At 62.0% G+C, this 23,483-nt stretch carries 33 protein-coding genes; 19 read left to right on the top strand and 14 right to left on the bottom strand.

Annotated elements, in window-relative coordinates:
• Nucleotides 1–13: 13 nt before the first annotated feature.
• Genes PGN14_RS03690 through PGN14_RS03680 form a run of 3 tightly spaced genes read right to left on the bottom strand, consistent with a single transcriptional unit; the run spans nt 14 to nt 1,737 of the window.
• On the bottom strand, nt 14–280 hold the full coding sequence (locus PGN14_RS03690; RefSeq protein ID WP_335298085.1) for a hypothetical protein: 267 nt from the start codon (nt 278–280) through the stop codon (nt 14–16).
• 48 nt (nt 281–328) lie between these two features.
• Entirely contained in the window at nt 329–643 is a 315-nt protein-coding gene (locus PGN14_RS03685) for a hypothetical protein (RefSeq protein WP_335298084.1), read from the bottom strand.
• On the bottom strand, nt 640–1,737 hold the full coding sequence (locus tag PGN14_RS03680; protein ID WP_335298083.1) for a hypothetical protein: 1,098 nt from the start codon (nt 1,735–1,737) through the stop codon (nt 640–642). Before PGN14_RS03680 ends, PGN14_RS03685 begins: the two co-directional genes overlap by 4 nt.
• Nucleotides 1,738–2,017: 280 nt before the next feature.
• On the opposite strand from PGN14_RS03680, the gene PGN14_RS03675 reads away from it, so the two are divergent.
• From PGN14_RS03675 to PGN14_RS03620, 12 genes are all read left to right on the top strand, one after another.
• Nucleotides 2,018–3,244: a tyrosine-type recombinase/integrase gene (locus PGN14_RS03675; RefSeq protein WP_335298082.1), complete on the top strand. Its 1,227-nt coding sequence runs from the start codon at nt 2,018–2,020 to the stop codon at nt 3,242–3,244.
• Between the two features lie 558 nt (nt 3,245–3,802).
• Complete coding sequence (locus tag PGN14_RS03670) at nt 3,803–3,970, top strand: helix-turn-helix domain-containing protein (RefSeq protein ID WP_335298081.1); 168 nt, start codon at nt 3,803–3,805, stop codon at nt 3,968–3,970.
• A gap of 211 nt (nt 3,971–4,181) precedes the next feature.
• Nucleotides 4,182–4,373: a hypothetical protein gene (locus PGN14_RS03665; RefSeq protein WP_335298080.1), complete on the top strand. Its 192-nt coding sequence runs from the start codon at nt 4,182–4,184 to the stop codon at nt 4,371–4,373.
• Entirely contained in the window at nt 4,366–4,575 is a 210-nt protein-coding gene (locus tag PGN14_RS03660) for a hypothetical protein (RefSeq protein ID WP_335298079.1), read from the top strand. Before PGN14_RS03665 ends, PGN14_RS03660 begins: the two co-directional genes overlap by 8 nt.
• Nucleotides 4,572–4,916 carry a hypothetical protein gene (locus PGN14_RS03655; RefSeq protein ID WP_335298078.1) on the top strand — a complete coding sequence of 115 codons (345 nt, stop codon included), beginning with the start codon at nt 4,572–4,574 and terminating at the stop codon, nt 4,914–4,916. Before PGN14_RS03660 ends, PGN14_RS03655 begins: the two co-directional genes overlap by 4 nt.
• Before the next feature lie 40 nt (nt 4,917–4,956).
• Nucleotides 4,957–5,871: a DUF7146 domain-containing protein gene (locus tag PGN14_RS03650; RefSeq protein WP_335298077.1), complete on the top strand. Its 915-nt coding sequence runs from the start codon at nt 4,957–4,959 to the stop codon at nt 5,869–5,871.
• Complete coding sequence (locus tag PGN14_RS03645) at nt 5,868–7,334, top strand: AAA family ATPase (protein WP_335298076.1); 1,467 nt, start codon at nt 5,868–5,870, stop codon at nt 7,332–7,334. The genes PGN14_RS03650 and PGN14_RS03645 overlap by 4 nt, the downstream gene beginning before the upstream one ends.
• Nucleotides 7,335–7,377: 43 nt before the next feature.
• Nucleotides 7,378–7,620, top strand: coding sequence for a helix-turn-helix domain-containing protein (locus PGN14_RS03640; protein WP_335298075.1), 243 nt, complete (start codon nt 7,378–7,380; stop codon nt 7,618–7,620).
• A gap of 259 nt (nt 7,621–7,879) precedes the next feature.
• Entirely contained in the window at nt 7,880–8,488 is a 609-nt protein-coding gene (locus PGN14_RS03635) for a hypothetical protein (protein WP_335298074.1), read from the top strand.
• Nucleotides 8,489–9,248: 760 nt separating this feature from the next.
• A complete protein-coding gene (locus PGN14_RS03630; protein WP_335298073.1) occupies nt 9,249–9,806 on the top strand; it encodes a hypothetical protein in 558 nt (185 codons plus the stop codon).
• A gap of 522 nt (nt 9,807–10,328) precedes the next feature.
• Complete coding sequence (locus PGN14_RS03625; protein ID WP_335298072.1) at nt 10,329–10,829, top strand: flagellar basal body-associated FliL family protein; 501 nt, start codon at nt 10,329–10,331, stop codon at nt 10,827–10,829.
• A 59-nt stretch (nt 10,830–10,888) separates the two neighbouring features.
• A complete protein-coding gene (locus PGN14_RS03620) occupies nt 10,889–11,686 on the top strand; it encodes a S1/P1 nuclease (RefSeq protein ID WP_335298071.1) in 798 nt (265 codons plus the stop codon).
• A 1,488-nt stretch (nt 11,687–13,174) separates the two neighbouring features.
• On the opposite strand, the gene PGN14_RS03615 is transcribed toward PGN14_RS03620, so the two are convergent.
• On the bottom strand, nt 13,175–13,687 hold the full coding sequence (locus tag PGN14_RS03615) for a helix-turn-helix domain-containing protein (protein ID WP_335298070.1): 513 nt from the start codon (nt 13,685–13,687) through the stop codon (nt 13,175–13,177).
• 621 nt (nt 13,688–14,308) lie between these two features.
• Here PGN14_RS03615 and PGN14_RS03610 point away from each other — a divergent pair.
• Nucleotides 14,309–15,034, top strand: coding sequence for a haloacid dehalogenase type II (locus PGN14_RS03610; RefSeq protein ID WP_335298069.1), 726 nt, complete (start codon nt 14,309–14,311; stop codon nt 15,032–15,034).
• A gap of 37 nt (nt 15,035–15,071) precedes the next feature.
• On the opposite strand, the gene PGN14_RS03605 is transcribed toward PGN14_RS03610, so the two are convergent.
• A complete protein-coding gene (locus PGN14_RS03605; protein WP_335298068.1) occupies nt 15,072–15,761 on the bottom strand; it encodes an SOS response-associated peptidase in 690 nt (229 codons plus the stop codon).
• An 86-nt stretch (nt 15,762–15,847) separates the two neighbouring features.
• On the opposite strand from PGN14_RS03605, the gene PGN14_RS03600 reads away from it, so the two are divergent.
• Complete coding sequence (locus tag PGN14_RS03600) at nt 15,848–16,099, top strand: hypothetical protein (protein ID WP_335298067.1); 252 nt, start codon at nt 15,848–15,850, stop codon at nt 16,097–16,099.
• 463 nt (nt 16,100–16,562) lie between these two features.
• On the opposite strand, the gene PGN14_RS03595 is transcribed toward PGN14_RS03600, so the two are convergent.
• Complete coding sequence (locus PGN14_RS03595; RefSeq protein WP_335298066.1) at nt 16,563–17,081, bottom strand: hypothetical protein; 519 nt, start codon at nt 17,079–17,081, stop codon at nt 16,563–16,565.
• 1,089 nt (nt 17,082–18,170) lie between these two features.
• Between PGN14_RS03595 and PGN14_RS03590 the strand changes: the two genes are divergently transcribed.
• The 4 genes from PGN14_RS03590 to PGN14_RS03575 all read left to right on the top strand — a co-directional run bounded on the left by PGN14_RS03590 (nt 18,171) and on the right by PGN14_RS03575 (nt 20,016).
• Nucleotides 18,171–18,461, top strand: a complete 291-nt coding sequence (locus PGN14_RS03590; protein ID WP_335298065.1) for a hypothetical protein — start codon at nt 18,171–18,173, stop codon at nt 18,459–18,461.
• A gap of 46 nt (nt 18,462–18,507) precedes the next feature.
• Nucleotides 18,508–18,927 carry a BLUF domain-containing protein gene (locus tag PGN14_RS03585; protein ID WP_335298064.1) on the top strand — a complete coding sequence of 140 codons (420 nt, stop codon included), beginning with the start codon at nt 18,508–18,510 and terminating at the stop codon, nt 18,925–18,927.
• Nucleotides 18,928–19,027: 100 nt separating this feature from the next.
• Nucleotides 19,028–19,396 carry a hypothetical protein gene (locus tag PGN14_RS03580; protein ID WP_335298063.1) on the top strand — a complete coding sequence of 123 codons (369 nt, stop codon included), beginning with the start codon at nt 19,028–19,030 and terminating at the stop codon, nt 19,394–19,396.
• A 119-nt stretch (nt 19,397–19,515) separates the two neighbouring features.
• A complete protein-coding gene (locus PGN14_RS03575; RefSeq protein ID WP_335298062.1) occupies nt 19,516–20,016 on the top strand; it encodes a hypothetical protein in 501 nt (166 codons plus the stop codon).
• On the opposite strand, the gene PGN14_RS03570 is transcribed toward PGN14_RS03575, so the two are convergent.
• From PGN14_RS03570 to PGN14_RS03535, 8 genes are all read right to left on the bottom strand, one after another.
• Nucleotides 20,000–20,398: a BLUF domain-containing protein gene (locus PGN14_RS03570; RefSeq protein ID WP_335298061.1), complete on the bottom strand. Its 399-nt coding sequence runs from the start codon at nt 20,396–20,398 to the stop codon at nt 20,000–20,002. The genes PGN14_RS03575 and PGN14_RS03570 overlap by 17 nt on opposite strands.
• 74 nt (nt 20,399–20,472) lie before the next feature.
• The gene (locus tag PGN14_RS03565; protein WP_335298060.1) at nt 20,473–20,721 is read right to left on the bottom strand and encodes a hypothetical protein; all 249 of its coding nucleotides are present in this window, start codon (nt 20,719–20,721) and stop codon (nt 20,473–20,475) included.
• Nucleotides 20,718–21,014: a hypothetical protein gene (locus tag PGN14_RS03560; RefSeq protein WP_335298059.1), complete on the bottom strand. Its 297-nt coding sequence runs from the start codon at nt 21,012–21,014 to the stop codon at nt 20,718–20,720. The genes PGN14_RS03565 and PGN14_RS03560 overlap by 4 nt, the downstream gene beginning before the upstream one ends.
• A complete protein-coding gene (locus PGN14_RS03555) occupies nt 21,011–21,628 on the bottom strand; it encodes a hypothetical protein (RefSeq protein WP_335298058.1) in 618 nt (205 codons plus the stop codon). The genes PGN14_RS03560 and PGN14_RS03555 overlap by 4 nt, the downstream gene beginning before the upstream one ends.
• Nucleotides 21,629–21,631: 3 nt before the next feature.
• A complete protein-coding gene (locus tag PGN14_RS03550; RefSeq protein WP_335298057.1) occupies nt 21,632–22,027 on the bottom strand; it encodes a hypothetical protein in 396 nt (131 codons plus the stop codon).
• Nucleotide 22,028: 1 nt separating this feature from the next.
• A complete protein-coding gene (locus PGN14_RS03545) occupies nt 22,029–22,412 on the bottom strand; it encodes a hypothetical protein (protein ID WP_335298056.1) in 384 nt (127 codons plus the stop codon).
• Nucleotide 22,413: 1 nt separating this feature from the next.
• A complete protein-coding gene (locus PGN14_RS03540) occupies nt 22,414–22,746 on the bottom strand; it encodes a hypothetical protein (RefSeq protein WP_335298055.1) in 333 nt (110 codons plus the stop codon).
• A complete protein-coding gene (locus PGN14_RS03535) occupies nt 22,746–22,889 on the bottom strand; it encodes a hypothetical protein (protein ID WP_335298054.1) in 144 nt (47 codons plus the stop codon). The genes PGN14_RS03540 and PGN14_RS03535 overlap by 1 nt, the downstream gene beginning before the upstream one ends.
• Nucleotides 22,890–23,040: 151 nt before the next feature.
• On the opposite strand from PGN14_RS03535, the gene PGN14_RS16825 reads away from it, so the two are divergent.
• Nucleotides 23,041–23,295 carry a helix-turn-helix domain-containing protein gene (locus tag PGN14_RS16825; RefSeq protein WP_443019445.1) on the top strand — a complete coding sequence of 85 codons (255 nt, stop codon included), beginning with the start codon at nt 23,041–23,043 and terminating at the stop codon, nt 23,293–23,295.
• Nucleotides 23,296–23,483 lie beyond the last annotated feature (188 nt).

The following is a 23,483-nucleotide window of genomic DNA, read 5'->3' as shown; positions in this document are numbered from 1 at the left end:
AGCCCGGCAGACATCAGTCGTCGACAGCCAGCGCCTCCTCCAGACCAAAGTCGCGCGGGATGTTGCGTACTACCTCTTTGCTCTCCTCGTCGTAGTCCAATGCGATGACCGGAAAGGCATCGACCAATTCACGAAGAAATGCCCTGTCGAGCGCCCGCACTTTCGGGGCAAGCTCCTGTATCGCCTCGGCCGCGACGACAGGATCGACAATGTCCTTGCCGCTTAGCCTGAGGAATACCACGAAAGCGGCAACGATACCGGCGACATCACGTGAAACCATGATGGACTATCCTCTGTTCGTGTCTCAGCGACACGGGTGTTAACCGAGTCAATCTTCGCGGCTGTCCCTGATCGCATCCAGTTCGGCAAGCCGCACCGGATCATCCTGAGCCAGCTCTTCTTCGAGATAGAAATGATACGGTATATCTCTCACCGATTTTTGCACGTCACCAGAATATTCGGGAGCAATAACCGCGAATGCGTCGACCAACTCCCTGAGGAAGACGGGATCGAGTTCCGAAAGCTGCTTTGCAAGCCACTCCTGCATATCGACGGCGGCGTCCAGCTCCAGGACGTCCTCATCCTCCGTGTCGAGGAACAATGCGATGTGAGCGACGATCCGGGCAACCTGTAAAGCGATCATGGCCTAACCACCCTTACCTTGATGTTGCGTACATTGTGCCTCTTGAACTGCCTTCGCGCAGCCTTCAGCTGTTTTTCATTGGGGACTTCCCACGTTCCCGATAATCTGTGTTCGGCCAACACCTGCGATTGCCGTTTCAACTGAGCGACCGCATTCGATCGTCCGCTTACGGACCATTTCCGGTCAATCACGTAATCGCCCTCGATCCCGTCGAACTTGACGGGTCGTTTCGATCCGTCCGGCATCGTTCGCATCAGCGTCGGTGCGCGGCCGGGGCGCGCGCCGGTCGCGGTATCGTTGTACAATGCCCAGGGCTTGTCAGGCGGAAGCGTCTCCTTGGCCCATCCGATCTGCGGCGGATCGAACACCGGCCGCGGCCGCAGCGTGCGCAGATGACGCATCGCCGACACCTTGGCCGCCGCGCTTCCCGGCACCACCGCCAGCGCGACATTGCCGACCGTCGTGCCGGTGGCGCGGCCGATGTCACGTGCGGAGGCGTGAGCGACCACATCGGCTGCGCGCGCGACCTGGATACGAGCCGGCGTGTCTTCGGCAGCGATCACCTTGTCGATCATGCCCGCGATACCGCGTCCTGTTTCGCGCACGGTCACGACAGGATTCGTGGTCAGCAGCGCATAGGTACCCCGCACAGCCCCGTCCGCGACACCATAGAGCCCCTCGCCGACCCCGGCGACGAACTCGGTGGCGACATGGCTGCGATCACGCTTCGGCACGGCAGGCGCGCCGGATGCCGGTGCCGCCGCGCTCGTTCGCAATGTTCCGATTGCTTTCCCAGGCGGTATCCGCCCGGTTGCGCGCGATGCCCCACCCGACAAAATGACCGCATTCTTCCGCTGATGACCGCGGCCGTGGCCAACCATCTGCGGTGAGTGCCCGGCACGTTTGATCCGCGGATCCCCGCCCCCGCCGTTCCGGCTCCCCGTGCCGGAAAAGGTGAATCGGCCGTTCGCGGGATCGTGCCAGGGATTGAACTTGAGCTCGACTCCATCGGCATCACGAACCCGAGGCAATCGCCCGGTCCGCAGCCACCAGGAAAAGGCGCTCTGCTCCTCGCCATCCATCATACGGTCCATGCTGGTCACCCCCTTCAGCATGGGAACATATACAGAACGCACTAATCCAAATCAATCTGCCACGGTAACGCGCAAGCGGTTGGCGCCCCATCCAGAATTGCGAATTGTAAGAAATGATAGGTGGTGCCGCCTACAGGCATCTAACTTATTGTTCGCGGTTGTTCGCCAATGACCGCTTACGCCTTGGTGTTCCCTATAGATTCACGTTTCCCGTTCCGCACTTGTTCGTTGACGTTCGCCCCTAGCCGCTCCAGAATGAGGGAACGGAATCGGGAGCGGAATGGCCAAACTCACTGCCCTGTCAGTTAAGAATGCTAAGCCGGGCCGGCACGCTGACGGCGAGGGTCTGTATCTGCTCGTCAAGCCGACCGGCGCCAAGTCGTGGCTGCTTCGCGTGCAGGTCGACGGAAAGCGCCGGGATGTTGGACTTGGCACAGTCGACACGTCACCGCGAGCGCTGGGGAAGGGCGAGACATCGCCGATCGTCATTCCCATCCTTCACCGGAAAATCCTGTCGCTTGGCGAGGCTAGAGAGAAAGCGTCCATGCTGCGCGTCGCGGCGAAGTCCGGTCTTGATCCGGTCGCTGAGCGCGATCGTGAGCGTTTCCAGATCCCGAATTTCAAGAAGGCTGCGAAGGAGGCGCATGCCGCGTTAAAGGAGGGCTGGTCGAAGAAGGGGGCCGCTACCTTCATCAGCTCGCTCGAAAACCACGTCTTTGCCAAGCTGGCCACCACCCGAATTGACCAGATCACGGCAGCTGACATCACCTGCGTCCTCGCGCCGATCTGGACGACCAAGCCGGATATGGCACGCAAGGTACGCCAGCGGATCGGCACCGTGCTCAACTTCGCGCATGGGAAAGGATGGCGGGCGACTGAGGCGCCTGGGCGCTCGGTGACGGTCGGCCTTCCGCGCCAGCCCAAGGGCGGCAACTACGCCGCGATGCCGTATGCAGAAGTGCCAGCCTTCGTCGCGTCGCTTAAGGACAAGCCGGCGACGAACGGGAGGCTGGCGCTGCTCTTTCAGATCTACACCGCTGCCCGGCCTGGAGAGGTTCGCGGTGCCCGGTGGGGCCAAATCGACTTCGACAAGGCGGAGTGGAACAGGCCGTCCGATTTGATGAAGGGCGTCGACGCCCCTCCCCACACTGTGACGCTGAGCGCTGCCGCGATCTCGCTCCTGGGGCAGGCCAAGGGCGAGAAGAAGCCAAAGGCGGAGGATCTGATCTTCCCCGGCCAGCGGGGTGGCGTGCTTTCCGACATGACCATGAACAAAGTGCTGCGATCGGCTGACGAGCCTTATGACGCGCACGGGTTTCGCAGCTCGTTCCGCGATTGGGCGGCGGAGAAGATGCCCGAGGTCCCTGACCCGGTTGCGGAGGCAGCGCTCGCGCACGTTGTGCCTGACAAGGTGGTGCGAGCGTACAAGCGGACCACCTTCATGGAGATGCGGCGCCAGCTCCTTGATGGATGGGGCGCGTTCGTGACGGATACTAAAAATGGCTGACCCGCCACGCGGCGGGAAACGTATCGGTGCTGGCCGCCCGCGAGTCCTTGACCCGTGGCAAGAGCTTGAGATTGGTATTGAATGTGAGCGACGATTGAATGAGGCGCGAGAAGAAAAGAGAAAGACATCCATACGACACTATCTTGATAATCGCAGCGATTATCAAGACTTGGTAAATACTGCAAAGTCTGTTCCCATAGTCGATCGGAGCCGATGGGCTTCTTCATTCGAAGGCACCGACCATTCCGATGACGTTGATAGCGCGTTGCGTGAAATTCAATGCACGCCCGACGATGATGCTCCAAACCGAGCTGTCCGCGTACCCGTAACACGCACGTATGGCATCAGATCGAAAATCGAAGCGGATGTTGCGAAATGGGCGAGTGAAAGGTTTGGATCGGCAGTATCAGCGCGCCATGTTCGAACGTGCTGGAAGGCAACCAACTCGGCTCTAGCCGACTAGGCTTTGATTTCTGTCCCATTTCAGCGGGCCCGATTTCCACTCAGTTAATTCGTGTTCTCCCGCTGGCGACCGCTAGCGATTGCAGGAGAACGCGCATGGAACCGTTGACGGTAACTGTTGAAGGGGCTCGTAAGGCTCTCGGTCTTGGAACCACGAAACTGTATGAACTGATCGGCGAAGGCAAACTTCAGACGATCAAGGTTGGTCGCCGCACGCTTGTAAAAACTGAGAGCATCCGTGCGCTCGTGGATCAGGCGGCGTGACCCCCTGTGTTCGCTACCACACGGGAGGTCAGCCCTAAATCGCGAAAGCCCCGCAAGCCGGTCCTACTCGGCTCACAGGGCTCCCGGAAACCAATTAACGTCAGCACCGCAGCGACTAACGAATTTCAGGCCCAATCGCAACATCTCGCGGCGAGGTTTCACCTCTCAGGCCCTGTCGCTGGTGTGGTGCTCGCTATGCTGCGAGGTCACAATGACTGATAGCATCATTCACGTCCGTCCAGTTGCTGACGGCTTCGCCGTCACCGTTGAGCCCAGCGTACCGGGGTTCGACTTCAACGCTATCTACCCCGATTACCGCAGCGGGTGGACATTCGCTCGTGGCGTAAAGCGGTATTGCGGCTTCCAGATCGTCGATGAGACGCAGGAGGGCGGCCATGGCTGAGCCCTTTCGCACGGTAAAGTCGGCTGCGCGCGCGCTGATCGACCACCCCCAGCCCGACCTGAACCGCCGTAGCGGCAGTTTCATCGGGCAACTTCTCTTCGACAGTGATGCCGAAGACCTGAGCGAGCGCCAAGCGCGCTGGCTGCAAGACTTGCTGAAGAAGCACGGCCTTCCCCCTCTCGCCGATGGAGGCGAAGCATGAACAACACCTCTGACTATCCACGCGACCACGCCGGCCATCGTGGCATCGGCGGGTCCATCGAAGCTGCCCAGGTCATCACGCCTGCGCGGGACGCTCTGTGGCAGCAGATCATGAAGAAGCTGGAGACTGCGGGCGCTGAGGGCATGACCGGCGATGAGATTGCCGCATCGTTGGGCTGGGAGAAGTATCGCGTTCGCCCCCGCACTGCGGAACTGCGCAAACTCGGCTGGATACGTGACAGCCAGCAGCGCCGACCGAGCGAGAGCGGCATTCGTTCAATCGTGTGGGTCACGCGCGAACATGCCGGACCGGTGAAGATCGGAAGCGCCGATGATGCCTGATCCATATGCCGCCCATGGGCGAGAATACGGTCAGCGTACCATGGCCGATATTCCCCGCATTTGCGCCGACATTCGCGACCGCTTTCCGGTGTCCGGCGTGGCGAGTCAGGCGGGCGTCAAGTTGATCCGGGCGGGGCGGGAGCTGAAAGGCCGCTGCCCCTTTCACCCCGATAAGACACCAAGCTTTACGATCTACGCGGACGACCGCCGCTTCCAATGCTTCGGCTGCGGCGCCGAAGGCGACGTTCTTGACTTCGTCCAGCGTGCATACGGCGTGAAGCTGCTGGATGGGATCGCGATGTTGGATGGCGGGGCGCTTCGCGAGCTGGAGCAGCAGCGCGTTGTCGCTACGCCCAAGGCCGACTGGTCGAAGGCGGCACGCTCGATTTGGGATGCCGCGTCGCCGATCGCCGGCACCCCTGCCGAGCGGTATCTCCGCGCGCGCGGCATCACGATGGATCTGCCGCACACGCTGCGCTTCGCTCGCTTGCGCTACCCGCAGGAGCAGGACCGCCGTCCCGCGCTAGTCGCGGCGGTATGTGACGCGGCGGGCGATCTGACGGGCATTCAACGCACGTTCCTGACTGACGACGGCCGCAAGGCTGATGTGCCCGAGGTGAAGCTATCGCTTGGGCGGGTAGCTGGCGGCGCGATCCAGCTTGGACCGCCCGTCGCCAGCCTCATCGTCACCGAAGGGCTGGAGGACGGCCTAACGCTCGCCCAGGCTCTAGGCCGAACGGTCTGGGTGTCGGCTGGCACGTCGATGCTGCCCCGCATGGAGTTGGCGGACATCACCCGTGCAGTCGTCATTGGGGCGGACGGGGACGCGCCTGGCGAGGTGGCAGCGACCAAAGCGGCGCACGCTTTCACCGCGGCCGGGCGGAAGGTGCGAATTATGCGGCCGTCCCCCGGCTTCAAGGACTTCAACGCCGAACTGATGGGGATGCGCGCATGAACGCTGCTTCCATTCAGAAGTGCTTCGAGGGGGCCACGCCTTTCGGCGGACCGCAACCTGCCCCCCCGCTCCAAATTAGCGCCACGCCTTTCCGCTGGCCTGCCGCGTCCACGCTGCCTCGTCGGCCGTGGGTATTTGGCCGCTGGCTGCTGCGCCAGACCGTCAGCGCGATCGTGTCGCCTGGTGGCGTGGGCAAGTCTTCGTTCGTCGCTTCCATGCTTCTGTCGCTCGCTAGTGGACGAGAGGACGTGCTGGGGAAGACGGTATGGGGCGGTCCGAAGACCGTCTGGTACTGGAATTTGGAAGACACGCTCGCCGAGCTGGAGATGCAGTTCACCGCTGCGTCGATGTTTCACCGGGTCACACAGGAGGCGTGCGGCAACCGCGTCTACATCGACAGCGGGCCTGAAGGTTCGGCGCTATGCATCGCGGTGGAGGATCGGGACGGCTTTAAGATCGCCGTGCCGGTGGTCGAGGCGCTTATTGCGGAGCTAAAGACGCGCCGGATAGACGTGCTGGTCATCGACCCATTCGTCTCGTCACACGCCGTGCCCGAGAACGACAACGGCGCGATCGATGCCGTGGCGAAGGTCTGGGCGCGGATCGCCAAGGAAGCCAACTGCGCCATCGTCCTCGTGCATCACACAAAGAAGCTGTCGGGCGAGAAGGTGACGGCGGAGGCCTCGCGCGGCGCGGTCGCGCTGATCGCTGCTGCGCGTATTACCCTGGTTCTGAACCGTATGGACCGGGAAGAGGCCAACCGCTTCGGTATCGCTGACGACAAGGAGCGGCTGCGCCTGTTCAACGTGCGAGATGACAAAGCCAATCGGGCGCCAGCCGAGGATGCTCTGTGGTTCCGCATGGCGTCGCAGGACATCGGCAACGCAGCCGGGCCTGACGATCCCTACGGGGAGTGGGGCGACAGCGTTGGCGTGGTGACGCGCTGGACGCCGCCTGACGCCTTTGAGGGACTGAATGTCGATCATCTCCTTCGGGTGCAGGAGGCTGTTGCAGCAGGGGCGTGGAAGGAGAGCAGTCAAGCCCGCGACTGGGTGGGTTACTGCGTCGCCGAGGTGCTGGGGCTCGATGCCGGCAAGGGAAGTGTCGACCGCGGACGGATCAGCCAGCTGCTCCGGTCTTGGTATTCGAACAAGGCTCTCGTTGTGGTGAGCCGTCGAGATCCCGCGAAGCGTGAGGACAAGCCCTTTGTGGAAGTCGGCGAGTGGGCTGATGCGAGGGGTGCCCCACTTGAGCAAGGTGGGGCGGTCGAAGTGGGGCAAGGTGGGGCACCGAAAGCGCCCCGCCCCACCTCCCCCTTTATAGGGGAGGTGGGCGGGGCACCCGGCGCAGGGCTGTGCGAAGGTGGGGCGGCTGGTGGTGCATCCCCGCACGGCAAACCGGTCGTGCCGGCAACGCAGTCGAGAGAGCCGAAGGCTTATGGGTACAGCGGCCCCGATGATTGATCGCGTAGCGAAGCTACGAGGCGAACAAACAGGAGAAACGGCGATGAGCGACAGCACCACCTTCGCGCGGGACCTCGGGTACATTCGCCACCGCAAGTTGGGCATATGCCAAGAGACATTCGCCGAGCGGTATGGCGTGAGCCTCGCGATGCTGAAGGATCAGGAGCAGGGACGGCATAACCCACACTCGGCGTTCAAGGTGCTCGTTGCGGCGATCGACTTGGACCCGTTCTTTATGGCGAAAGCGGCTCAGGCGGCGGAGGAACGGTGGGGACTTCCGAAATGACGGGATGCCCGTCGTTTCGCCGCGCATCGCGCGCGCGTGCGCGTTAAATACCTTACTTAGAAGGAGGGGCGGCCTGCGACGGGCGGTACGGGATGCCCGGAATATAATAGGCCTATTTAGTAAAAAGACGGCTCCCGCCCGGCCTGTTTTTACAGGCGACAACAGGCAGCCGTGCTGGAAACAGAGCTGTGAGGCACCGGTTATCGGCGCGCGCGTGGCGCTATTCTGTCGAGGGCGTATCTCGGTTACTAGGGGTGTGATGATTGACGCGCTTATCGTCTTAATACTTCTCGCGGCTGCGATTACCTCGGCTTTCGTGGCACTTCCAATCGCGAGCTTGCCGCTGTTGGTTACCGCCGGCGGGATCATCCTGACGTGGCGAGTTGCCAGCGCCAACAGAAAGTTGGCCGAGCGAAAGCTCTTTCTGGACCTGATGCCCCGGCGGGCAGAATGGTATGACAGGGTTCGCGCCGCGCTTGACGGCAGAGCCGTGGAACGAATGGAACATATCGACAGAATTTTGGCCGGGGGTGTGCCGCCGAGGAGCCCTTACCTCTCTCAGCTTTGGCAGCTTGAAACCGAGGCAGGATGGCTGTTCAGTACGGAAATGGTCGCGCTCATGGCCGGCGTGATTGAGGCGGACAATCAAGTGGCCATGGCGCACCTTGCAGCACGCGATGGCGACCGGGATGCCGCTCTAGCGGTTCCACAGAGGTGGACGGATTTGACCGCGGCTCAAGGCCGAGTGCAAGATTACCTTTCAAGCTACCTCTACGTTGGCGACATTGGAAAGCCCGGCCGTGCGCCCATAAAGCTCGTGAAAGTTGATGCAGTGCTGAAGCGTCTCGGCCGAGCCCGTGAGCGTTGACGTGAAAAAGGTAGCTGCCGGCCTTAGCGATCGGCCTGCCTCACCGGCATGAGCTGCGGCGAATAGGGATCCGCCAGCGCGACGGCCTCATTGAACGAGCAGGTAAGGCTAACCTGCGTCATGACGATTGCTCGACACGATCTCGCATGCAGGCGCGTTGATCCCGCCTGACCGGGAGAAAGTCGATGTTGATGGACCGAGACGCCACGGAGGCCGAGGCCCAAAGCCTCCATGCAGAGGAAGAGCGGGAGAAGGCGATTGCCGCAGCACTCCCGCCGGGCGCTGATCAGGACGAGCACGTGATGCGCGCGGAGCGGCTGTCGGACGAGGCCTGGTCGATCGAGGAGCGACACGATCTGGAGCCGACGCCGAGCGGGCTGTGGCATTAGCCGAAGCTGGCACCAGTCGGTGATTGGATCGTTGAGACCGGTCGGTGCCATGAAGGCGCGGCGGGAGAGGCGGAATGCGTAAGTCCCCGTTTCTAGATGATCCCCGAGAGGCGGCGAGCCGGCTTGTGAAGTCGGCGGTGGAAAGCCCGATGAAGGAGGTTGCGGCGATCCATCTCGAGCACGCGATCCATCAGGCCGCGATTGCTCGAGAGAGCGGGCTGATCCCAGATCTGGCGAAGGGTAAGCGGTAGGCCGGAACGCTCGCAGGCCGTCGTGGCAGTGGACAGGATCGCGACCATAATCCGCAGTCTCTTGGATCGCGTCCCTCAGTGGAGCGTCTGGTAGGCCGTCCTCTAAATCGGGTTTTGCTCATGCCGCTTCGCCAGATCGTTCTTCCTGTATTCGCTATCCTTGCCGTGGCCGGAGGGCTGCCCACAAGCGCTGCCGCTCAGTACCGGGGCAATCAGGCTTACCGTCCGAGCAATGCGCAATCGACGAAGGACATGCGTTCCAGGTTGTCCGCGGCCATCGATCGGGTTCGTGTTACGCAGGAGCACGGTAGGCTGTCGCCCGCGCGCTCGGACGCCCTGCGCCGTCAGCTTGTCCAAGCACAGCGTGAGATGGAACGGTTCGAGCGCCAGCAGGGCTTCGTCAGCGCGGCCGAGTTGGCGAGCTACGATCGATTGGTTGTCGGGATTGACGCTGAGCTGGGCTCCGTCTCTGGCGTTCGCTCATACGGGAACGACGCGCTTCCAAGCGCGGAGGTGGTCGCATTTCAGCAAGCCGACAAGCGCCTCAACTACCGCAACGCCCGCATCGAGTACGATGCCAAAGGCTGTGCGCTGTATCAGGGCACTGCGCGCAATGGCCGCGAGCGCAAAGAGATGCTCCGCGATAGCCGCGGGCGTCCGATCTGTAGCCGACGCTGAGGACCAGCGGCTTCAGCGCCCGCTACCTTCCAAGACAGCGATGACGGCATGATACACGCCCGCACGCTCTGACTGCTCCTTCTGCAGCATCAGCGCGTACAGCGCTCTTGCGGCGGGGATTGCGTCGGTCCCAAACCGCTCCCTAAAGTCGCTGGCGATGACAGCGGCTTCAGGTTGCGATGCGCGCGGAGCTGGTTGGACGGTTGCCATTCGCCGCTAACGCAACTTGGAAACGCCAGTTGCGGCTAGCCTGCTGGCAATTACTCACAAATTTGCGTTAGGCGTCGGGACGCGATGCGCCAGCGTCCTTTGATCACAAGCCACCCGTCACCGGACCTAAGCTCCAAAAGGATGGAGGTGGCAGTCTCGACTGCCATGCGCCCGCCCCTTCGAACGCACCTCCTTGGCTAATTAGGGCAATCACAAGACTCGCCTCGCTATCAGTGCCTTACATGTCGTGCGGTATGTCCCCGCCGCTTTCCTTAGCGGGGGGTCGACCGCTATTGTGAACGGGGAAAAGCGTTGACGATCAAGCGAAAGCTCGTGTGGGCATTTGCGGCCCTGCTCATAGTGGCAGCAGGCAGTGCGTTCGGCATCTGGATGCAGCGAGATGGCCTCGCAACCCATCTAGATCGCGATGCCGGCCAAGCGGAGGCGGACGCGAGCGCAGTACCCGCTGACCTCGCTCGGCAAGCCCAGCCGCTCTACTACTCCTTCAGCCCGGACATCACGCTGAACGTCAAAGATAGTGACGCTGTCATCGATGCCGGAGTGTCTCTGTCGACGCACTACGCCGCAACCAACGACGCGCTCAAGAACGACGATCCAGCGTTGCGATCCGCGATCCTTATGGCTCTCGCAGATCTACCTCAGGACACGGCATCATCCGATCAGGGGAAAGCTTTGATGCTTTCTCGTATCGTCACCGCCGTCAACGAGCAGCTACAGCGTGATGGCTATCCCGGTAACGTGGATGGCGCCTACTTCACCAGCTTCGTCGTCGGCGGAGGTGACGCTCAGTAAGCGCATAGAGTGCGCGCCCATGACACGATTATGCCACGGAGAGCGGGCATCGGCGTCACATGCGCTACCTCTCTGCAATGACGCTGATTATCGCCCTGCTGGTTCCGTCGCAGGCGATCGCTTGGGGCAAGACGGGGCATCGCATCGTCGGCCAGATCGCAGACGCGCGTCTGACGACCAAGTCGCGAGCGGCGGTGAAGCGCATCCTCGGCGCCGAGACGCTGGCGGAAGCAGCAAACTGGCCGGACTTTATGAAGTCGGACCCATCGCCTTTCTGGCAGAAGACAGCTGACCCCTGGCACTACGTGACGGTGCCGGTCGGGAAGACCTACGATGAGGCTGACCATCCGCCGGAAGGCGATGCGGTAACTGCGCTCGCCCGCTACTCGGCAGTGCTCCGCGACCGTAGGGCGTCACCCGCTGACAAGCAGATTGCCCTCCGTTTCGTCGTGCATCTGGTCGGCGACCTTCATCAGCCGCTGCATGCCGGGAACGGCACCGATCGTGGTGGCAATGATCGCCGCGTCACGTTCTTCGGTCGGTCGACCAACCTGCACAGCGTGTGGGACTCCGGCCTCATCGACGAAACGCAGCTGTCCTTCTCCGAGATGGCGGCTTGGCTGAATACGCGGATCACGGCGGCGGATGTTCGAGCGTGGTCTTCCACCAATCCGCGCGTGTGGATTGCCGAGAGCACAGCGCTGCGCGATCAGGTCTATCCGCCCGCAGGGGACAACACACTGTCGTACCGGTACGTCTACGACAACGAGCCTCGGCTGGAGGGGCGGCTTGAGCGGGCTGGGGTTCGGCTCGCGGCAGTGCTCAACGACATCTTCTCCGGGCGGCGTCCGCGATAGCGGATGTGCCAGGGCCGCAGTTCCGCTCAAGAGGCCGGCGACGAATGCGCCGCATAGCATCGCCGTCATCAGCCACCAGAGCAGCGCGGCTCGATCTTCCTCGTCCATGACGGGAAGGTCGCGATTGTTGGACGATGTAGGACAGCATCATGTCGCACGTCCAAGTCATCGGGCACAGCCGAAGCCTTCGGGATTAATGATCGGCGGCGCCGCGTCGGAGAGTGGGATCTCTGAACCGATACCTCACCTTACTCTCTCGCCCACCAACATGGTCGCGCAGCAACACCTCGATAAACGCAATCGCAACTGCCGTCAGACTGACGTTGCTGCGACGGCCATCGAACGGATCTGGCGTCCGGATGATTAATCCGCGCGCCTGCAACTTGGAGATGTAGCGAAGACTTGTGGTTGCAGCGGATGCAGCTGCTATGCAGGCGCTACTGACGCTCACCGGACGCGATCCGCGATTGACGTATAGGTCTAGAAGAATATCCCAAGCGGGTTCGCCGAATAGATCTACGCTATCTCCGATAAGCTCGTCCCTTCGCCGGCGGATGCGGATGAGGTCCGAGGCTAAAAGCCGCAAGGTTCGGTCTGAAGGGGAGATCGACGCGTCCCCTGTGATGACGATAGCTTCCAACCTACTCGGTGTAAGGTGGGTTATGGGTTCGATTTGCGCTTTCACTGCGCTTCCTATCGGATGTCCACGCTGGCTCAGGTGCGCGGGCTTGGTGCCGGTGAACCCCCAGAAAGACTATCAGCAGCATCGGATACGCGAGCTTGCTGACAATGAGCCAGTACGCGAATGGAAGAACGGACGGATCGTAGCTTCGGACGCCGTGGCTGGCGATCAAGAGTAGCTGGCATCCAGCTAGCCAAAGCGGCCAAAATCGGTCTGCAACCGCTGCCAACGTGATCAGGAAGAGCAGCAGGAGCAGGTCGATCCCGACGAGCGCTGGCGCTGCCTCCGCGAAGCTAAATCCAATGAGATGCTGTGCCGTGGTCGAGAGGATCGCGGCAACAAGCAATGCCGCCCCTGCAAAACGCTCCGGCGCCCCACCCCTCGCCACGGCGTACCCGGACACGAGTACCTGGGTGAGGTAGAAGGCGATGAAGTTCGCGAAAGCTAGAGGCGACACTCCGGCGTAAACCTAGCCGTCGACCGAGGTCGGGATGGTCGATAGGGACATGGCGGGCGGCTTGAGGCCATCGCCATATGCGGCAGGATCAATGCCAAGTTGGCGACCCAGCGCTTCAGCCAGGCGATGGCTCTGTGATGCACGGCTGAGCGCCTCGCTGATGGAAAGGTTCGCTGCGCTAATCGCCCCGAGTACCTGATGACCTGCCGTCGGCGAAAGGCGGTTCTCAGATTGTGCTCCGACGGCGGCTGCGGCCAATCGACCTCCCGCTGCGAATGCATCGCTCAGCAGGCGTTCGAAGGCGTGCAGTTCCGCAACGAAGCGCTCGGATGCTGGAACCGCCTCCACGTTACCGAAGGAGGTTGAGGAAGTCGGAGAGAACGCGGGTGCCGACCGCGAGCATTCCGAAGGCGATGGCGGCGAGGACAGGAAGGACGAAGATCCACAAGATGCGGAGGGTGACAGAGAGGTCATTACCAGTAGCCCCTTTTGCTCGGATGGGGAGCAGTCGGCGCCAATCGCCGCTGCCCTGGGGCTCGACTGCTGTGGCCGCCGGGGTTGCGGGCACCCCTTCGGAGTGCAACTCAACTTTATCGGGGGTCGCCTGGGGCGGTTCCGAAGCATGCAGCAGCTCCGCCGCGTGCCTGCGGTTTCGCGCGCCAAGTACCGAAATTGCCTCAGAAATGTATGTATTTACGGTCCCCACGCTGAGCCCAAGCGTGCTGGCGATCTCCTTCGAAGTTTTGCGTTCGTAGGTAAGGCGCAAGCATTCCTGCTGCCGCGGCGTCAGCCGCTGCATGATAACGGAATCATAGTTCGCATGTGCGCCCCCAAAACGATGCACGACGCCCCAGCCGCGCATTCGCACGCTATGAGGGCCATACTTCGTGGGTCAACGATCTGAATCAACACGTATGCGAACGTGACATCAGATCAGCAGCGGTGGAGGCGAAGCGCAGGCAAGCTGCATCAGCTTTTCACAGCGTTAGAGGCATTAGCGTGCGACGAATGGCGCCGGCTTTTGGCGGAGGCATGGCTGCTGGGTGCGGTGCGGCGGACCTGCCAAATTGGTCCGCCTCCCCATCACATCGGCTTGATTGGTCCGCCTCCCCATCACATGGGCTTGGCACCAGGCGTGCCGCATTTCGCGAACTGACCCTTCGCATTCTTGCACTTGGTCGCCTTGGCAGGCGCGGCGGGGCACTTTACGAACTTGCCCGTCTTGGGATCCTTGCACGGTGCCGCCAGTGCGGGCGCAGATCCAGCGATGAGGGTCAGCGCAGCGGCTGCAGCCATCAGGGAACGCATAGGTCATCCTCCTGCCCGGCCATCGGGCGAGAGGAGGCTATGGCCGGATAGGATCGGAAGAAACTTAAATCGCCGCAAGGTTGCGCGTAAGTGGTCAGGAAGCGTGTCGTCGCACTCTCTCGGGCTTCCAACTCAACCGTGACCGGGTACGCTGCCATCGAATAGGAGCAGCCCATTGATCAAGCAGCAACGCCCTCGGGTTCTCGCCTTCGACGTATTCGGGACGGTGGTCGACTGGCGCACGAGCATCATCGCCCAGACCGCCAGCTTTCTGGAGCGGATCGGGCACGGCGGTCTCGATCCCGCCGCGTTCACTGATGACTGGCGCGGGCGGTACCTCAGCACGATGATGGCATATGCCGCATCCGGGCGAGGCTTCGTCCCCCTCGACCAGCTCCACCGGGAGATGCTGGAGGCGATGCTCAAGGATAAGGACATCGATCCCGGTGCACTCAGCGACGACCTTCTCGTGGACTGGGCGCACGCCTGGCGGCGCCTTGCGCCGTGGCCGGATAGCGTCGCCGGTCTGACGCGGCTGAAGCGCGCTATGCCGATCGTCACCCTGTCGAACGGCAATGTGGCGTTGATGCTGGAGCTGGCGCGTCACGGGGGCTTGCCGTGGGATGCTATCTTGGGAGCCGAGGTCGTCCGCGCCTACAAGCCAGATCCTCGTGCCTATGTCCGGACCGCAGAGATGCTGGATGTCTCTCCGGCGGAACTATGTCTCGTCGCTGCGCACCACACCGATCTGGCTGCGGCTCGCGCCTGCGGGCTGGCAACCGCCTTCGTCGCGCGACCCATGGAGTATGGGGGAAGGCCTGCCCCCGATGCGGATAAACGGCAGGAGTGGGACTGGGACGCGACCAGCATCACCCACCTTGCCGATCTGATGGGCTGCTAGCCGCTCAGGAAAACGCTCTCCAACCTGCTGGCTGGTGTCAGCCCAAATCCAAAGTAGGTTGCGATGCGTCATCTGCGCTGCCGGCGGCAACTTCCGCCTTCGGCTCTGCCTGCGTCGCTGTCATGAGCTGTGACGGGTATGGCTTGGCCAGTGCCATTGCCTCGTCAAACGGGCAGGTAAGCCAGCGCTGTTCGTCCTCCTCGTCCAGCAGAACCGGCATGGCCTTGGGGTGGATCGGAGCGACCAGCGGATTCGGTTCGGTCGTCAGGAAGGCGAACACCGCTCCCGTCTCGGTTGGCCTCCACACGCCCGCGAAGCTGACGATCGGCCTGCTTGACACGTCGAACCAGAACAGCGGCTTTTTACCGACCGGCCCGGGCCCATATTCGCTGAAGGCGGTGAACGGCACCAGGCATCGCCGCTCAGGGTTCGCCAGCGCGGACTTCCAGAACGGAGACGTGTAATTCCTGACGTTCGTCACCTTGGTGTCGAGCAGCACGGGCTTTCCGGTCGCCTTGTCGATGCGCTTGCCCGGCACCTTTCGCGGGAAGCCCCAGCGCATGACGTCCAGCGTGCGGGCGCCGTCTTCCTGCCGCACTACGTATGCCGCCTTGTCTGGGAACAGTTCAGGCGGCGGGATGTCGAGGTCAGGCGGGTAGAGGACGTCGATGCCGTAGCGCGCGGCGACAGCGGCTTGGGCCTCGGTCATGCGGTAGCGGTTGCACATGGTCGTATCGTGCTGGCTGGCGCGGCGGAGTCAACGTTCGCTCACGTCCCCTAGCAGACATGATGGATGTAGCGCAGAGTGACCGGATGAGCGCCACACGTGCCTTTCTTCTCGAAGCACTCGACCGCGTGGCCCGCGGCGGGGACATAAGAGAAGCCGAACTTGATGCCGCCGTTCCTCACCCAATTGCGCTCGATCCTGCCGAGAAGAACGCGTGGGTAGAATTGAGCCATTGGACCGACGATAATGACATCCGTGAGCGGGATGAACGCTACGCCGCCTTTAAGCGTGAGCGGATGCGCGATCACCTCACTGCCCTGATGCTGAAAGGCAGCTAACGCCCAATTGCGGACATTCAAGCTTTCCGTATAGTCGGACCATGCGGCTCGGTCGTCCACTGCTTACTGTTCTCGCGGTCGCGGCGCTCGGTGCCTGCGGATCGACCCGAAAGACGTTATCGCCGTGCTGGCGAGCGGCCGACTTGCGGCAAGGCGACAGGTTTCGTGGCACGGTGCTGATCTTAGCCGGTTACGATCAGAGGCCGATGATCTCTCCAGTGGCCTGTGACGGCGGCGTCACTGCCGATCTGCCGGACGGCGTGATTCTTCCCGGCCATCGAGGTGCGGATGCGAGCGTTCCTCCCGAGCGCCTGTTCTATGAGGCTCGGGTGGAAGGAGAAGTGGCAGGGACGGCGTTTGGCAGGCCTAGCGTGCGGCTTGAGCATGTGAGTGAGCCGCGACAGGTGGTGCCTCGCTGGTTGCGCAGGAACGTCCGCTAACCACCAATCCCGGACATTGGTTCTCACGGCCGGTTGGCTTCCTCCACCTCCGCCCCCTGATCCAGCAGCCGCTGCGCGATCCAGCGATAAGGCAGATGGCAGCTGGTCCACGGATGCCGCGGCTCGATCGTAGCGGCCTTCCAGTATTCTGTCAGCAGCCGCTGCTCGCGCACGAAGGGCCGTAGGACGTGCAGAGCAAGCCGAACCTCGATCGTACCCACCGTCTCGCTCGCGGATCGCTGCGCCGCCTCCCGCAGCACTTGGAGCGACAAGTTGATGAGCGCGTGACGATGAGCACGGCGCCGGGCACGCTGCTTGCCATAGGGTAGCGGGAGAAGGTCGATTCGGGGCGCTGCGCAGCGTCGCGGGCACTTCAGCGCCGATCGGGCGCCTCTCCAGTCTGTGTTGCCACCGTTCGCCCGGACCTCCGCTATTAGGGCGTCCAGTTCCCACACCTCAGCAGCGCCGCAGCCGCGGCACGAGACACGCACCTGCGCCTCCACGCGATACAGGTCTGACAGGGATTTTGGATCGTCAACCATGCAACGACAATTGCAGAACACATTAGGAACAAAAAGACTGGCATTTGGATGCTTTATGCACCATCACCATGGAATGGCTGCACGAAACGGCACCGGTGGGTCGTACCGCAGCGGCGGCACCCTACGGTCTCGCATGCGCTGCCTCACCGACCCGTTCGCCCTGCTCAGACCCTAACGTCAATGGCCAATCTGTAACGAGTTAGCCACGCAGTGAAGTGGGTAGCCGATCTACTGAGTGATATGGCTACGAACGAAGCCTTGTAGGCGCGGGACGTAACGATGTCGGATAATGCGATCGACCACTGCAAGTGTCTGGCTCCGGCCGACAGAGCGCGTCGTTCGGCTTGCACCACCCTCGTCCTCGGCGAAAGCCATGACGATATTCACCACATAAATCATTGACTTAAAGCTGGATTTACCCTGCCTTTGCTCTAGACCAAAGGCGAGATGCAGAGGGATTGCTGGCGATGCACAACCCATACTCCGAGGGAGTAGCCGCCCGGGCAGGCAGGAAAAGCACTATAGATGATTGTCCGTACAGCTCAGAGTTGTTGGAACGAGAGCGTAACGAATGGCTGCGTGGCTTTGGCGGTGGCGAGGGTAAGCAACCGTCATCGGTTGACAAAGAACATCATCCTTCAGCGAATGGTGCAGATTAACATGTATTAGACGTCTTGCGGCGAAGCGCCCGAACAACCGGATCGATCCGCTAGCCCCTTTCGCCCGGCTCCGATAGCAGAGCGCGCAGTGCGCGAGCGCGCTTCGGGAGAGCCCACGTGAGCGATGTTGATGACTTTTCGCGGGGCTTATCTTTGCGCGCCGAAGCGGCACGATGTCGGCGCTTAGCTGAGGGTGTGAGCGACGCAGCCACGCGCAGGATTATCCTACAGCTCGCCGATGAAAGCGAACGCGAGGCGGCTTCACTGGAGCGCAAGTTCCGGCTTCAATAGCTCAAGCGGATGCCCGGCAACCGGGATGGGCGCGGCATTTCCGTCTTGGCGGCGTCACAGCTCCATCAGACGATGAGCACCATCTCGGCTCAATGAAATAGGTTAGAGCGCTCCGGTGTGGCGGCGGTAGGGTCGACAGATGCCGGAATACCGCATCTCGATCGATGACGGGGCCTGTGTGGCGAGGGCTTACGAGCATCATCCATCACTAGATGCCGCGTGCGCCGCAGCGCGTCGCACGGCTGTCTCGATGTTGAACGATTTGGGCGGTCCTCTTCGCGGCAGCCTCATGGTCGAGATTATCACCGCGTTCGTCGGTGACGCCCGCTGCTTCGAGGTGGCTATCGTTGTGACGGATCTCATCAACCGGCTCGACTGGCAGGGCGATCAAATCAAGCCAGCCTCTGACGCGATTCCTTACAACATATAAGGCGCCTCTACTCGTACTTAGAAAATGCGATAATCCGCATAGCCGTATGCTATTTCGGATAATCTACACGAGCCGCGCCAGTCGCTTTTTCGAAAGCGCGGAGATGCGCGAACTTTGTCATGTTGCAGCTGCGAACAATCGCCGGAATGGTCTTACGGGCTTGCTGCTGTACGATGGCGTTCGCTTCCTTCAAGCCTTAGAAGGTGACCACGATAATGTGATCTCGGTTATGCGGCGGATTGCCGATGACAAGCGCCACTATGACATGACCTATGCCTACCGTGACAGGGCGCCCCATCGCGAATTTCCTGAATGGTCTATGGATGCTCCTTTTGAGCTTGGGGATGACGCACAGGTCTTTCTGGAAAAGGTGAAAAGCGATGTCGAGCTGGTTTCCGACGCGAGCTTGAAGGCACTATTCATCGGCTTCGCCCGGTTGGCGAGCAGCGGTCGGAACCGCGCCTAGATAAAGCCCGTACCGGCGAAATTTCAGACCGTCGCACAGCTGCGGCGCTTTCATACGTTCTCAATTTTATGTCGCTAAGCCCTTCTAGATAGGAGGGAATATGTACCAGATTGTACTCGACGGCGAGCAGTCGGTCATCAACGTTACGCTATCGGGTATGATGACCCTTGACGAAGTGGCCGCCTATATCACGGACGTTCGACGCACCTGCGTCGCAAACCGGCTTCGCGAATATGCCATGGTCATCGACGTGCGCGACTGCCCGATCCAGCAGCAGGACACCATCAAAGCTATGGGCGCGCATATGGCGACCATGCCCAAGGCCCGCTCTCTCGCGGTGGTCACGGGTAGTTCGCTGGCGAAGATGCAGATTCGCCGGCTGTTCACCCAGCCCTACGCCAGGATCGTGAACACGATCGAGGAAGGGCAGGCGTGGGTAGTGCAGCACGTTGAGCCGCTGCCGGCCTGACGTAACGGTCCACGCGGCTGGACTCAGATTCGACTCCCCCCATCGCATTGTCACCGTCGCAGGGATGGTGCCCCTGCCTGAAGCGAGCAGCATCGCCAACCGCAACAGGAAGGCGAATCATGGGCTGGGACAATCTCATCACCACGTACAAGATCCGGAACGCCCGGATCGTGGTCATGCTCAAGGGTGGGGGCGCGATCGTGGAGCAAGGCGACTTCGAGTACGAGGAGGGGCGATATGCCGTCGAGTACGGGGCTGCTGATCGTCTCGTGCCCTCCCAGCTAGAGCATGCAGCCGCATTCCGCACGCTCGGTGCCCCCGTGCCGGATGCCGGCGAGGCTATTCCAGCGCGCATCGTGATCGACGGCATGTGCGACGATGGCCCGGTAGAGATTCGCGGCGACGGCTGGTTTGGCTACGACGACAAGGGCAATGTCGAAGGGCGGTTCGAACCGAACCTGCCGGACATCTATATCGACTTCATCCCGGAGGATGAGCCTAAGCCCGTTGAGGACAAGATGACTACGGCTGAGTGGATCCGGCACAGCCTGAGCCTGAAGCCCAAGGTCAGCGAGCAGTACGAGCGGGCGGCACGGGGGCGGCCTATCGTGGACGACTAAAACCTGGATCGCCAAAGCGGGATTCGAAAAGGGTTCTCCAATTTTCTGGCGCGTTCGCCAGCAGAGGGCGAACGGCATCAATAATTTGCCGCTGACCCTTGTTGTCGCTTACCTCCGCCATAGCGAAATGGCCGAAGCCCCGAACCGTCACGAGCCTCCGTGAGAGCAACTGAAGTTCTTTATGACGCTGATCGCTTATGATGCGCACGAAGGCGTCCTCTACCGGCACCTGCGGGCCTTCAAGAACCTGCAAATAGAAGCCGTTATATTCTGCAAGAACCCCCGTGATCTCATCACGTATGTTTTTGCTTACACACTCTTCGCAAAGGCGGGTCAGGTCGATCCGGCCAACAGGCAAGCTTGTGTAAATCAGTTGCAGCACAGCCACCTCCGCGGGCCGCAACGCTGCAACCGATAGCGATCACCGGATTACATCAGTGCGGTTCCAAGCGTTCCTTAGCCGAAAGCCGTTGTTCTCGCCTGCAATAATTTCGTCAGCGCATCCTTTGCACCTGGGCGATGCAGGTGCCCCTGCAGGGTGTCGAGCGCGACGGCGGAGCCCCTGTCGATCATGGCGAGGCGGCTGAGCCATAGCCGGTCATCCACCAGCATGACGATCCCGCCTTGGTCGCTCCAGGCGTTGAGCCAAGCGGAGGCGTCGAAGGGCGTGGCACAGGGCCGTGCGGTGACAGTCTGCTCTGTCATGCCCGGCCCTCCCACACGATCCAGCCATCGCGACGACGTGCGCCGTGGGCCGTGGCAAGCGAGGTCAGCTCACGCGTGTGTCGTTCCTCCGCCCGTGCCATCGCCCGGAGGCTTTCGCGGCAGGCGCGGCGATCCTTCCGGGGCACGTTATGCCCGAGAATGATGCGGGCGTTGATGGCGCTTTCGACATGCCCGGCAGGATTGACCATGATGCGCCCGCCGATCGCGAGGAAGCCGCGTGCGATGATCGCGATCGGAGTAGTCGCAGCGGCTTGATGCTCATGGGCCATCACAGCGCCTCCCCTGCCAGACGGCAAATGTCGGCGACGAGCGCTGCGGCGTCGTGCGCTTCAAGGTGACCGTCGAAGAAGTCGTGGAGAGCCGAAGCTTTCTGCGACAGCATAAGGAGCGTCGACACCGGGTAGGCCCTTACGCGCGCCGCAACTGCAATCGCGGCATTGTCGGCGAGGTTCCAGCCCTTTTCGGCGTCGTCCAGCGTTTCGGCTTTTAGCGCTTTGCTACGTGCGTCCCATTCGGCAACGCGCTTCTCGTAGTGGTCCCACTTCTTCACGTATGCGGGATCGTCTGTCTGCGCGATGATCGTTGCCAGCGACAACGACGTGTCGAGAGGCGGAGACGCAGGCTTGGCCGGCTTGTCACCCAGCTCATGGAGCCGCAAATTGTGGGCAGTCTCAGCCTTCGTGTAGACCTCTATCGCCGCACGCGAGCGGGCGGCAGCGGCTTGGAAGTCGCGATAGAGCCGGTCCCATTCGGCGTCGATCGTTGCGCCCTTCGCTTCGGAAGCGACGGCAGCTGCTCCGCCAACGATGGCAGCACCGCCGGCATAGGCGAGCGCGGTGGTTGCCGCACCCAGCAGGGCGCGGCGCGTGGTGTTCACATTGGCCATGGTTCAGGCCTCCCGATGCGTTGCTAGGATGGCGCTGGCTTCTCGCCCGAGCGCTTCGATTGTCTCGGATGGGATGTCGGCTCCCACGGCCCAGTCAGTGAGCGCCACGATCTTTTCTAAAAGCGCCGGTGCATCCGGAGCCGGGGTCCGAAGAAGCAACCAGTTCGCGTTTCCCGCAGCGTCACACAGAGCGTCAACGTGCTGGTCGTCAGGAAGCGTGACGTTCGCCGCGTGAAGAAGGCGGGCGTTCGCCTCCTTCCATGCGGCAAGTCGCGCCGCAAAGAGCGTCCTCGTGCCCGCAGGGGCCATGTGGGCTGAGGTAGGAGCGGCAGCGGCGGCGACCACGGCGATGCCAACTGCGCCGATGAGAGTGCGTCGGGTTGGGACGATCTGCGCCATGTCAGCGACCCTCCCCATCGAGCGAGTAGATCAGCTGTCGAGCGAGACGCGTAGCCGTGGTCTGATCGTCCTCCCACATCTCGTCCCCGCCGTAGATCGCCAGCACAGCCACAGCGCGGACGCGGACCGCATCCGAAGCCAACGGCAGCGCTTCAACCTTGGTGAGCAAAGCGCCGTGATGGGCTTCCCACGCCTCCCATTCGGTGTCCGGCGCCTGCGGGGCGGCATCAAGGCGCTTTACCCACGCAGCGCAGTCGCGAAGCTGCTGGATAAGGTCGGCATACGGCTGCGACGGTGCCGCCGCCACAGCGGGGGCGACGATGGCGACAGGAGCGATAACCATTGCGCCGAGGATGCCCCGGCGGGTGGGTACGATGGTGGCCATGTCAGCGGCCCTCCATCTGGTCGAGGTAGGCAGCCACGGCAGCAGCGTGGTTGATCGGTCCGCGGGTCTGGTCGAGCGCGTAGATGGGAAGCGGCGAGTAGCGATAAGGCTCGTCGTCTACCGCACCCCACACGGTGCGCCCCTGAAGCACGATCGGGCCGCAGCCGTCGTCGTGCGCCTCGTCCACATCATGTTCGGGTTCGCTGTCGGTATCGCCATCGGCCAGGTCGAGAAACGCGATCAGCGTTTCGATCTGGCCCTCGATCGCGGCGCGCTGGCCGGGCGTGAGAACGGGACGGCCGATGCCGCCGGTGAAGGCGAGAAGCTGTCCCATCAGCGCACCTCCGCCATTGGGGTGGCGTGAGCCTCGGCCACCAGCGCAAGGCCGGTGCCAAGGGTGGCAGCGCCGAAAATATACAGGGTGACGGTGGCGAGCGCGCGTAGCGTCTCACGCACCGATGCGGTACGTACCAGCATAGTCGTTGCCCTTCGTAGGAGGGTTGTCGATCAGACCGGGCGGGAGGGGCTCAAGCCTCCCGTTCGGTCGCAGCCGCTGCAAGCGGTGATATGAAACATATCAAATGCGCCGATTGCGTCAACTCCTGTTTGATATTATTCCTATCGCCAGATGTTGATGTTCAATGACCGGCTGTGCAAAGCGGCCCGCGCTCTTCTCGGCTGGAATGCTGACGACCTTGCTCGGGCCGCGGAGGTAGGTGTCGCAACAGTTCGCCGATTTGAGACGGGCAATGAGGTTCGTCCGGAAACCGGTCACGCTATACAACGGGCGTTGGAGGCGGCGGGAGTTGAGTTTGTCGAGGCCGGCTCGATCATGCGCCCTGGTCGAGACACCTCAGGCGCTGGTGTCCGCCTTAGGGGTTAGTGCGTCGCGCCATCGAACCTGTCAAAAGGGTTCGATGTGGTCGGCTTGCCGTCTTTGACGATAGCCCGACACGCGAGCCTTTCGCACCCGATCATGTCTCCGCCTGTCCGGTCGAGGCGAATCGTCACGCCGGCGCCGAGGTTAGTTAGGCTATAGCGGGGCTGGATCCCCCACGCGGTAGCGGCCCC

The sequence above is a fragment of the Sphingomonas adhaesiva genome (assembly GCF_036946305.1).
Lineage (GTDB): Bacteria > Pseudomonadota > Alphaproteobacteria > Sphingomonadales > Sphingomonadaceae > Sphingomonas > Sphingomonas adhaesiva_B.
The sequence above is the reverse complement of the archived record's forward strand: the minus strand, read 5'-3'. Positions and strand labels throughout refer to the sequence as shown.

Excerpts from the sequence above, each read along its gene's own strand:
- PGN14_RS03685 (WP_335298084.1), bottom strand. The coding sequence starts at position 643 with ATGATCGCTTTACAGGTTGCCCGGATCGTCGCTCACATCGCATTGTTC.
- PGN14_RS03545 (WP_335298056.1), bottom strand. The coding sequence starts at position 22,412 with ATGGCCACCATCGTACCCACCCGCCGGGGCATCCTCGGCGCAATGGTT.
- PGN14_RS03665 (WP_335298080.1), top strand. The coding sequence starts at position 4,182 with ATGACTGATAGCATCATTCACGTCCGTCCAGTTGCTGACGGCTTCGCC.
- PGN14_RS03575 (WP_335298062.1), top strand. The coding sequence starts at position 19,516 with ATGGGCTGGGACAATCTCATCACCACGTACAAGATCCGGAACGCCCGG.
- PGN14_RS03585 (WP_335298064.1), top strand. The coding sequence starts at position 18,508 with ATGCTATTTCGGATAATCTACACGAGCCGCGCCAGTCGCTTTTTCGAA.
- PGN14_RS03670 (WP_335298081.1), top strand. The coding sequence starts at position 3,803 with ATGGAACCGTTGACGGTAACTGTTGAAGGGGCTCGTAAGGCTCTCGGT.
- PGN14_RS03680 (WP_335298083.1), bottom strand. The coding sequence starts at position 1,737 with ATGGACCGTATGATGGATGGCGAGGAGCAGAGCGCCTTTTCCTGGTGG.
- PGN14_RS03595 (WP_335298066.1), bottom strand. The coding sequence starts at position 17,081 with ATGGTTGACGATCCAAAATCCCTGTCAGACCTGTATCGCGTGGAGGCG.
- PGN14_RS03645 (WP_335298076.1), top strand. The coding sequence starts at position 5,868 with ATGAACGCTGCTTCCATTCAGAAGTGCTTCGAGGGGGCCACGCCTTTC.
- PGN14_RS03640 (WP_335298075.1), top strand. The coding sequence starts at position 7,378 with ATGAGCGACAGCACCACCTTCGCGCGGGACCTCGGGTACATTCGCCAC.
- PGN14_RS03535 (WP_335298054.1), bottom strand. The coding sequence starts at position 22,889 with ATGCTGGTACGTACCGCATCGGTGCGTGAGACGCTACGCGCGCTCGCC.
- PGN14_RS03580 (WP_335298063.1), top strand. The coding sequence starts at position 19,028 with ATGTACCAGATTGTACTCGACGGCGAGCAGTCGGTCATCAACGTTACG.
- PGN14_RS03600 (WP_335298067.1), top strand. The coding sequence starts at position 15,848 with ATGAGCGCCACACGTGCCTTTCTTCTCGAAGCACTCGACCGCGTGGCC.
- PGN14_RS03620 (WP_335298071.1), top strand. The coding sequence starts at position 10,889 with ATGCGCTACCTCTCTGCAATGACGCTGATTATCGCCCTGCTGGTTCCG.
- PGN14_RS03660 (WP_335298079.1), top strand. The coding sequence starts at position 4,366 with ATGGCTGAGCCCTTTCGCACGGTAAAGTCGGCTGCGCGCGCGCTGATC.
- PGN14_RS03565 (WP_335298060.1), bottom strand. The coding sequence starts at position 20,721 with ATGACAGAGCAGACTGTCACCGCACGGCCCTGTGCCACGCCCTTCGAC.
- PGN14_RS03555 (WP_335298058.1), bottom strand. The coding sequence starts at position 21,628 with ATGGCCAATGTGAACACCACGCGCCGCGCCCTGCTGGGTGCGGCAACC.
- PGN14_RS03675 (WP_335298082.1), top strand. The coding sequence starts at position 2,018 with ATGGCCAAACTCACTGCCCTGTCAGTTAAGAATGCTAAGCCGGGCCGG.
- PGN14_RS03630 (WP_335298073.1), top strand. The coding sequence starts at position 9,249 with ATGCCGCTTCGCCAGATCGTTCTTCCTGTATTCGCTATCCTTGCCGTG.
- PGN14_RS03655 (WP_335298078.1), top strand. The coding sequence starts at position 4,572 with ATGAACAACACCTCTGACTATCCACGCGACCACGCCGGCCATCGTGGC.
- PGN14_RS03605 (WP_335298068.1), bottom strand. The coding sequence starts at position 15,761 with ATGTGCAACCGCTACCGCATGACCGAGGCCCAAGCCGCTGTCGCCGCG.
- PGN14_RS03690 (WP_335298085.1), bottom strand. The coding sequence starts at position 280 with ATGGTTTCACGTGATGTCGCCGGTATCGTTGCCGCTTTCGTGGTATTC.
- PGN14_RS03635 (WP_335298074.1), top strand. The coding sequence starts at position 7,880 with ATGATTGACGCGCTTATCGTCTTAATACTTCTCGCGGCTGCGATTACC.
- PGN14_RS03650 (WP_335298077.1), top strand. The coding sequence starts at position 4,957 with ATGGCCGATATTCCCCGCATTTGCGCCGACATTCGCGACCGCTTTCCG.
- PGN14_RS03590 (WP_335298065.1), top strand. The coding sequence starts at position 18,171 with ATGCCGGAATACCGCATCTCGATCGATGACGGGGCCTGTGTGGCGAGG.
- PGN14_RS03615 (WP_335298070.1), bottom strand. The coding sequence starts at position 13,687 with ATGCGCGGCTGGGGCGTCGTGCATCGTTTTGGGGGCGCACATGCGAAC.
- PGN14_RS16825 (WP_443019445.1), top strand. The coding sequence starts at position 23,041 with ATGTTGATGTTCAATGACCGGCTGTGCAAAGCGGCCCGCGCTCTTCTC.
- PGN14_RS03540 (WP_335298055.1), bottom strand. The coding sequence starts at position 22,746 with ATGGGACAGCTTCTCGCCTTCACCGGCGGCATCGGCCGTCCCGTTCTC.
- PGN14_RS03550 (WP_335298057.1), bottom strand. The coding sequence starts at position 22,027 with ATGGCGCAGATCGTCCCAACCCGACGCACTCTCATCGGCGCAGTTGGC.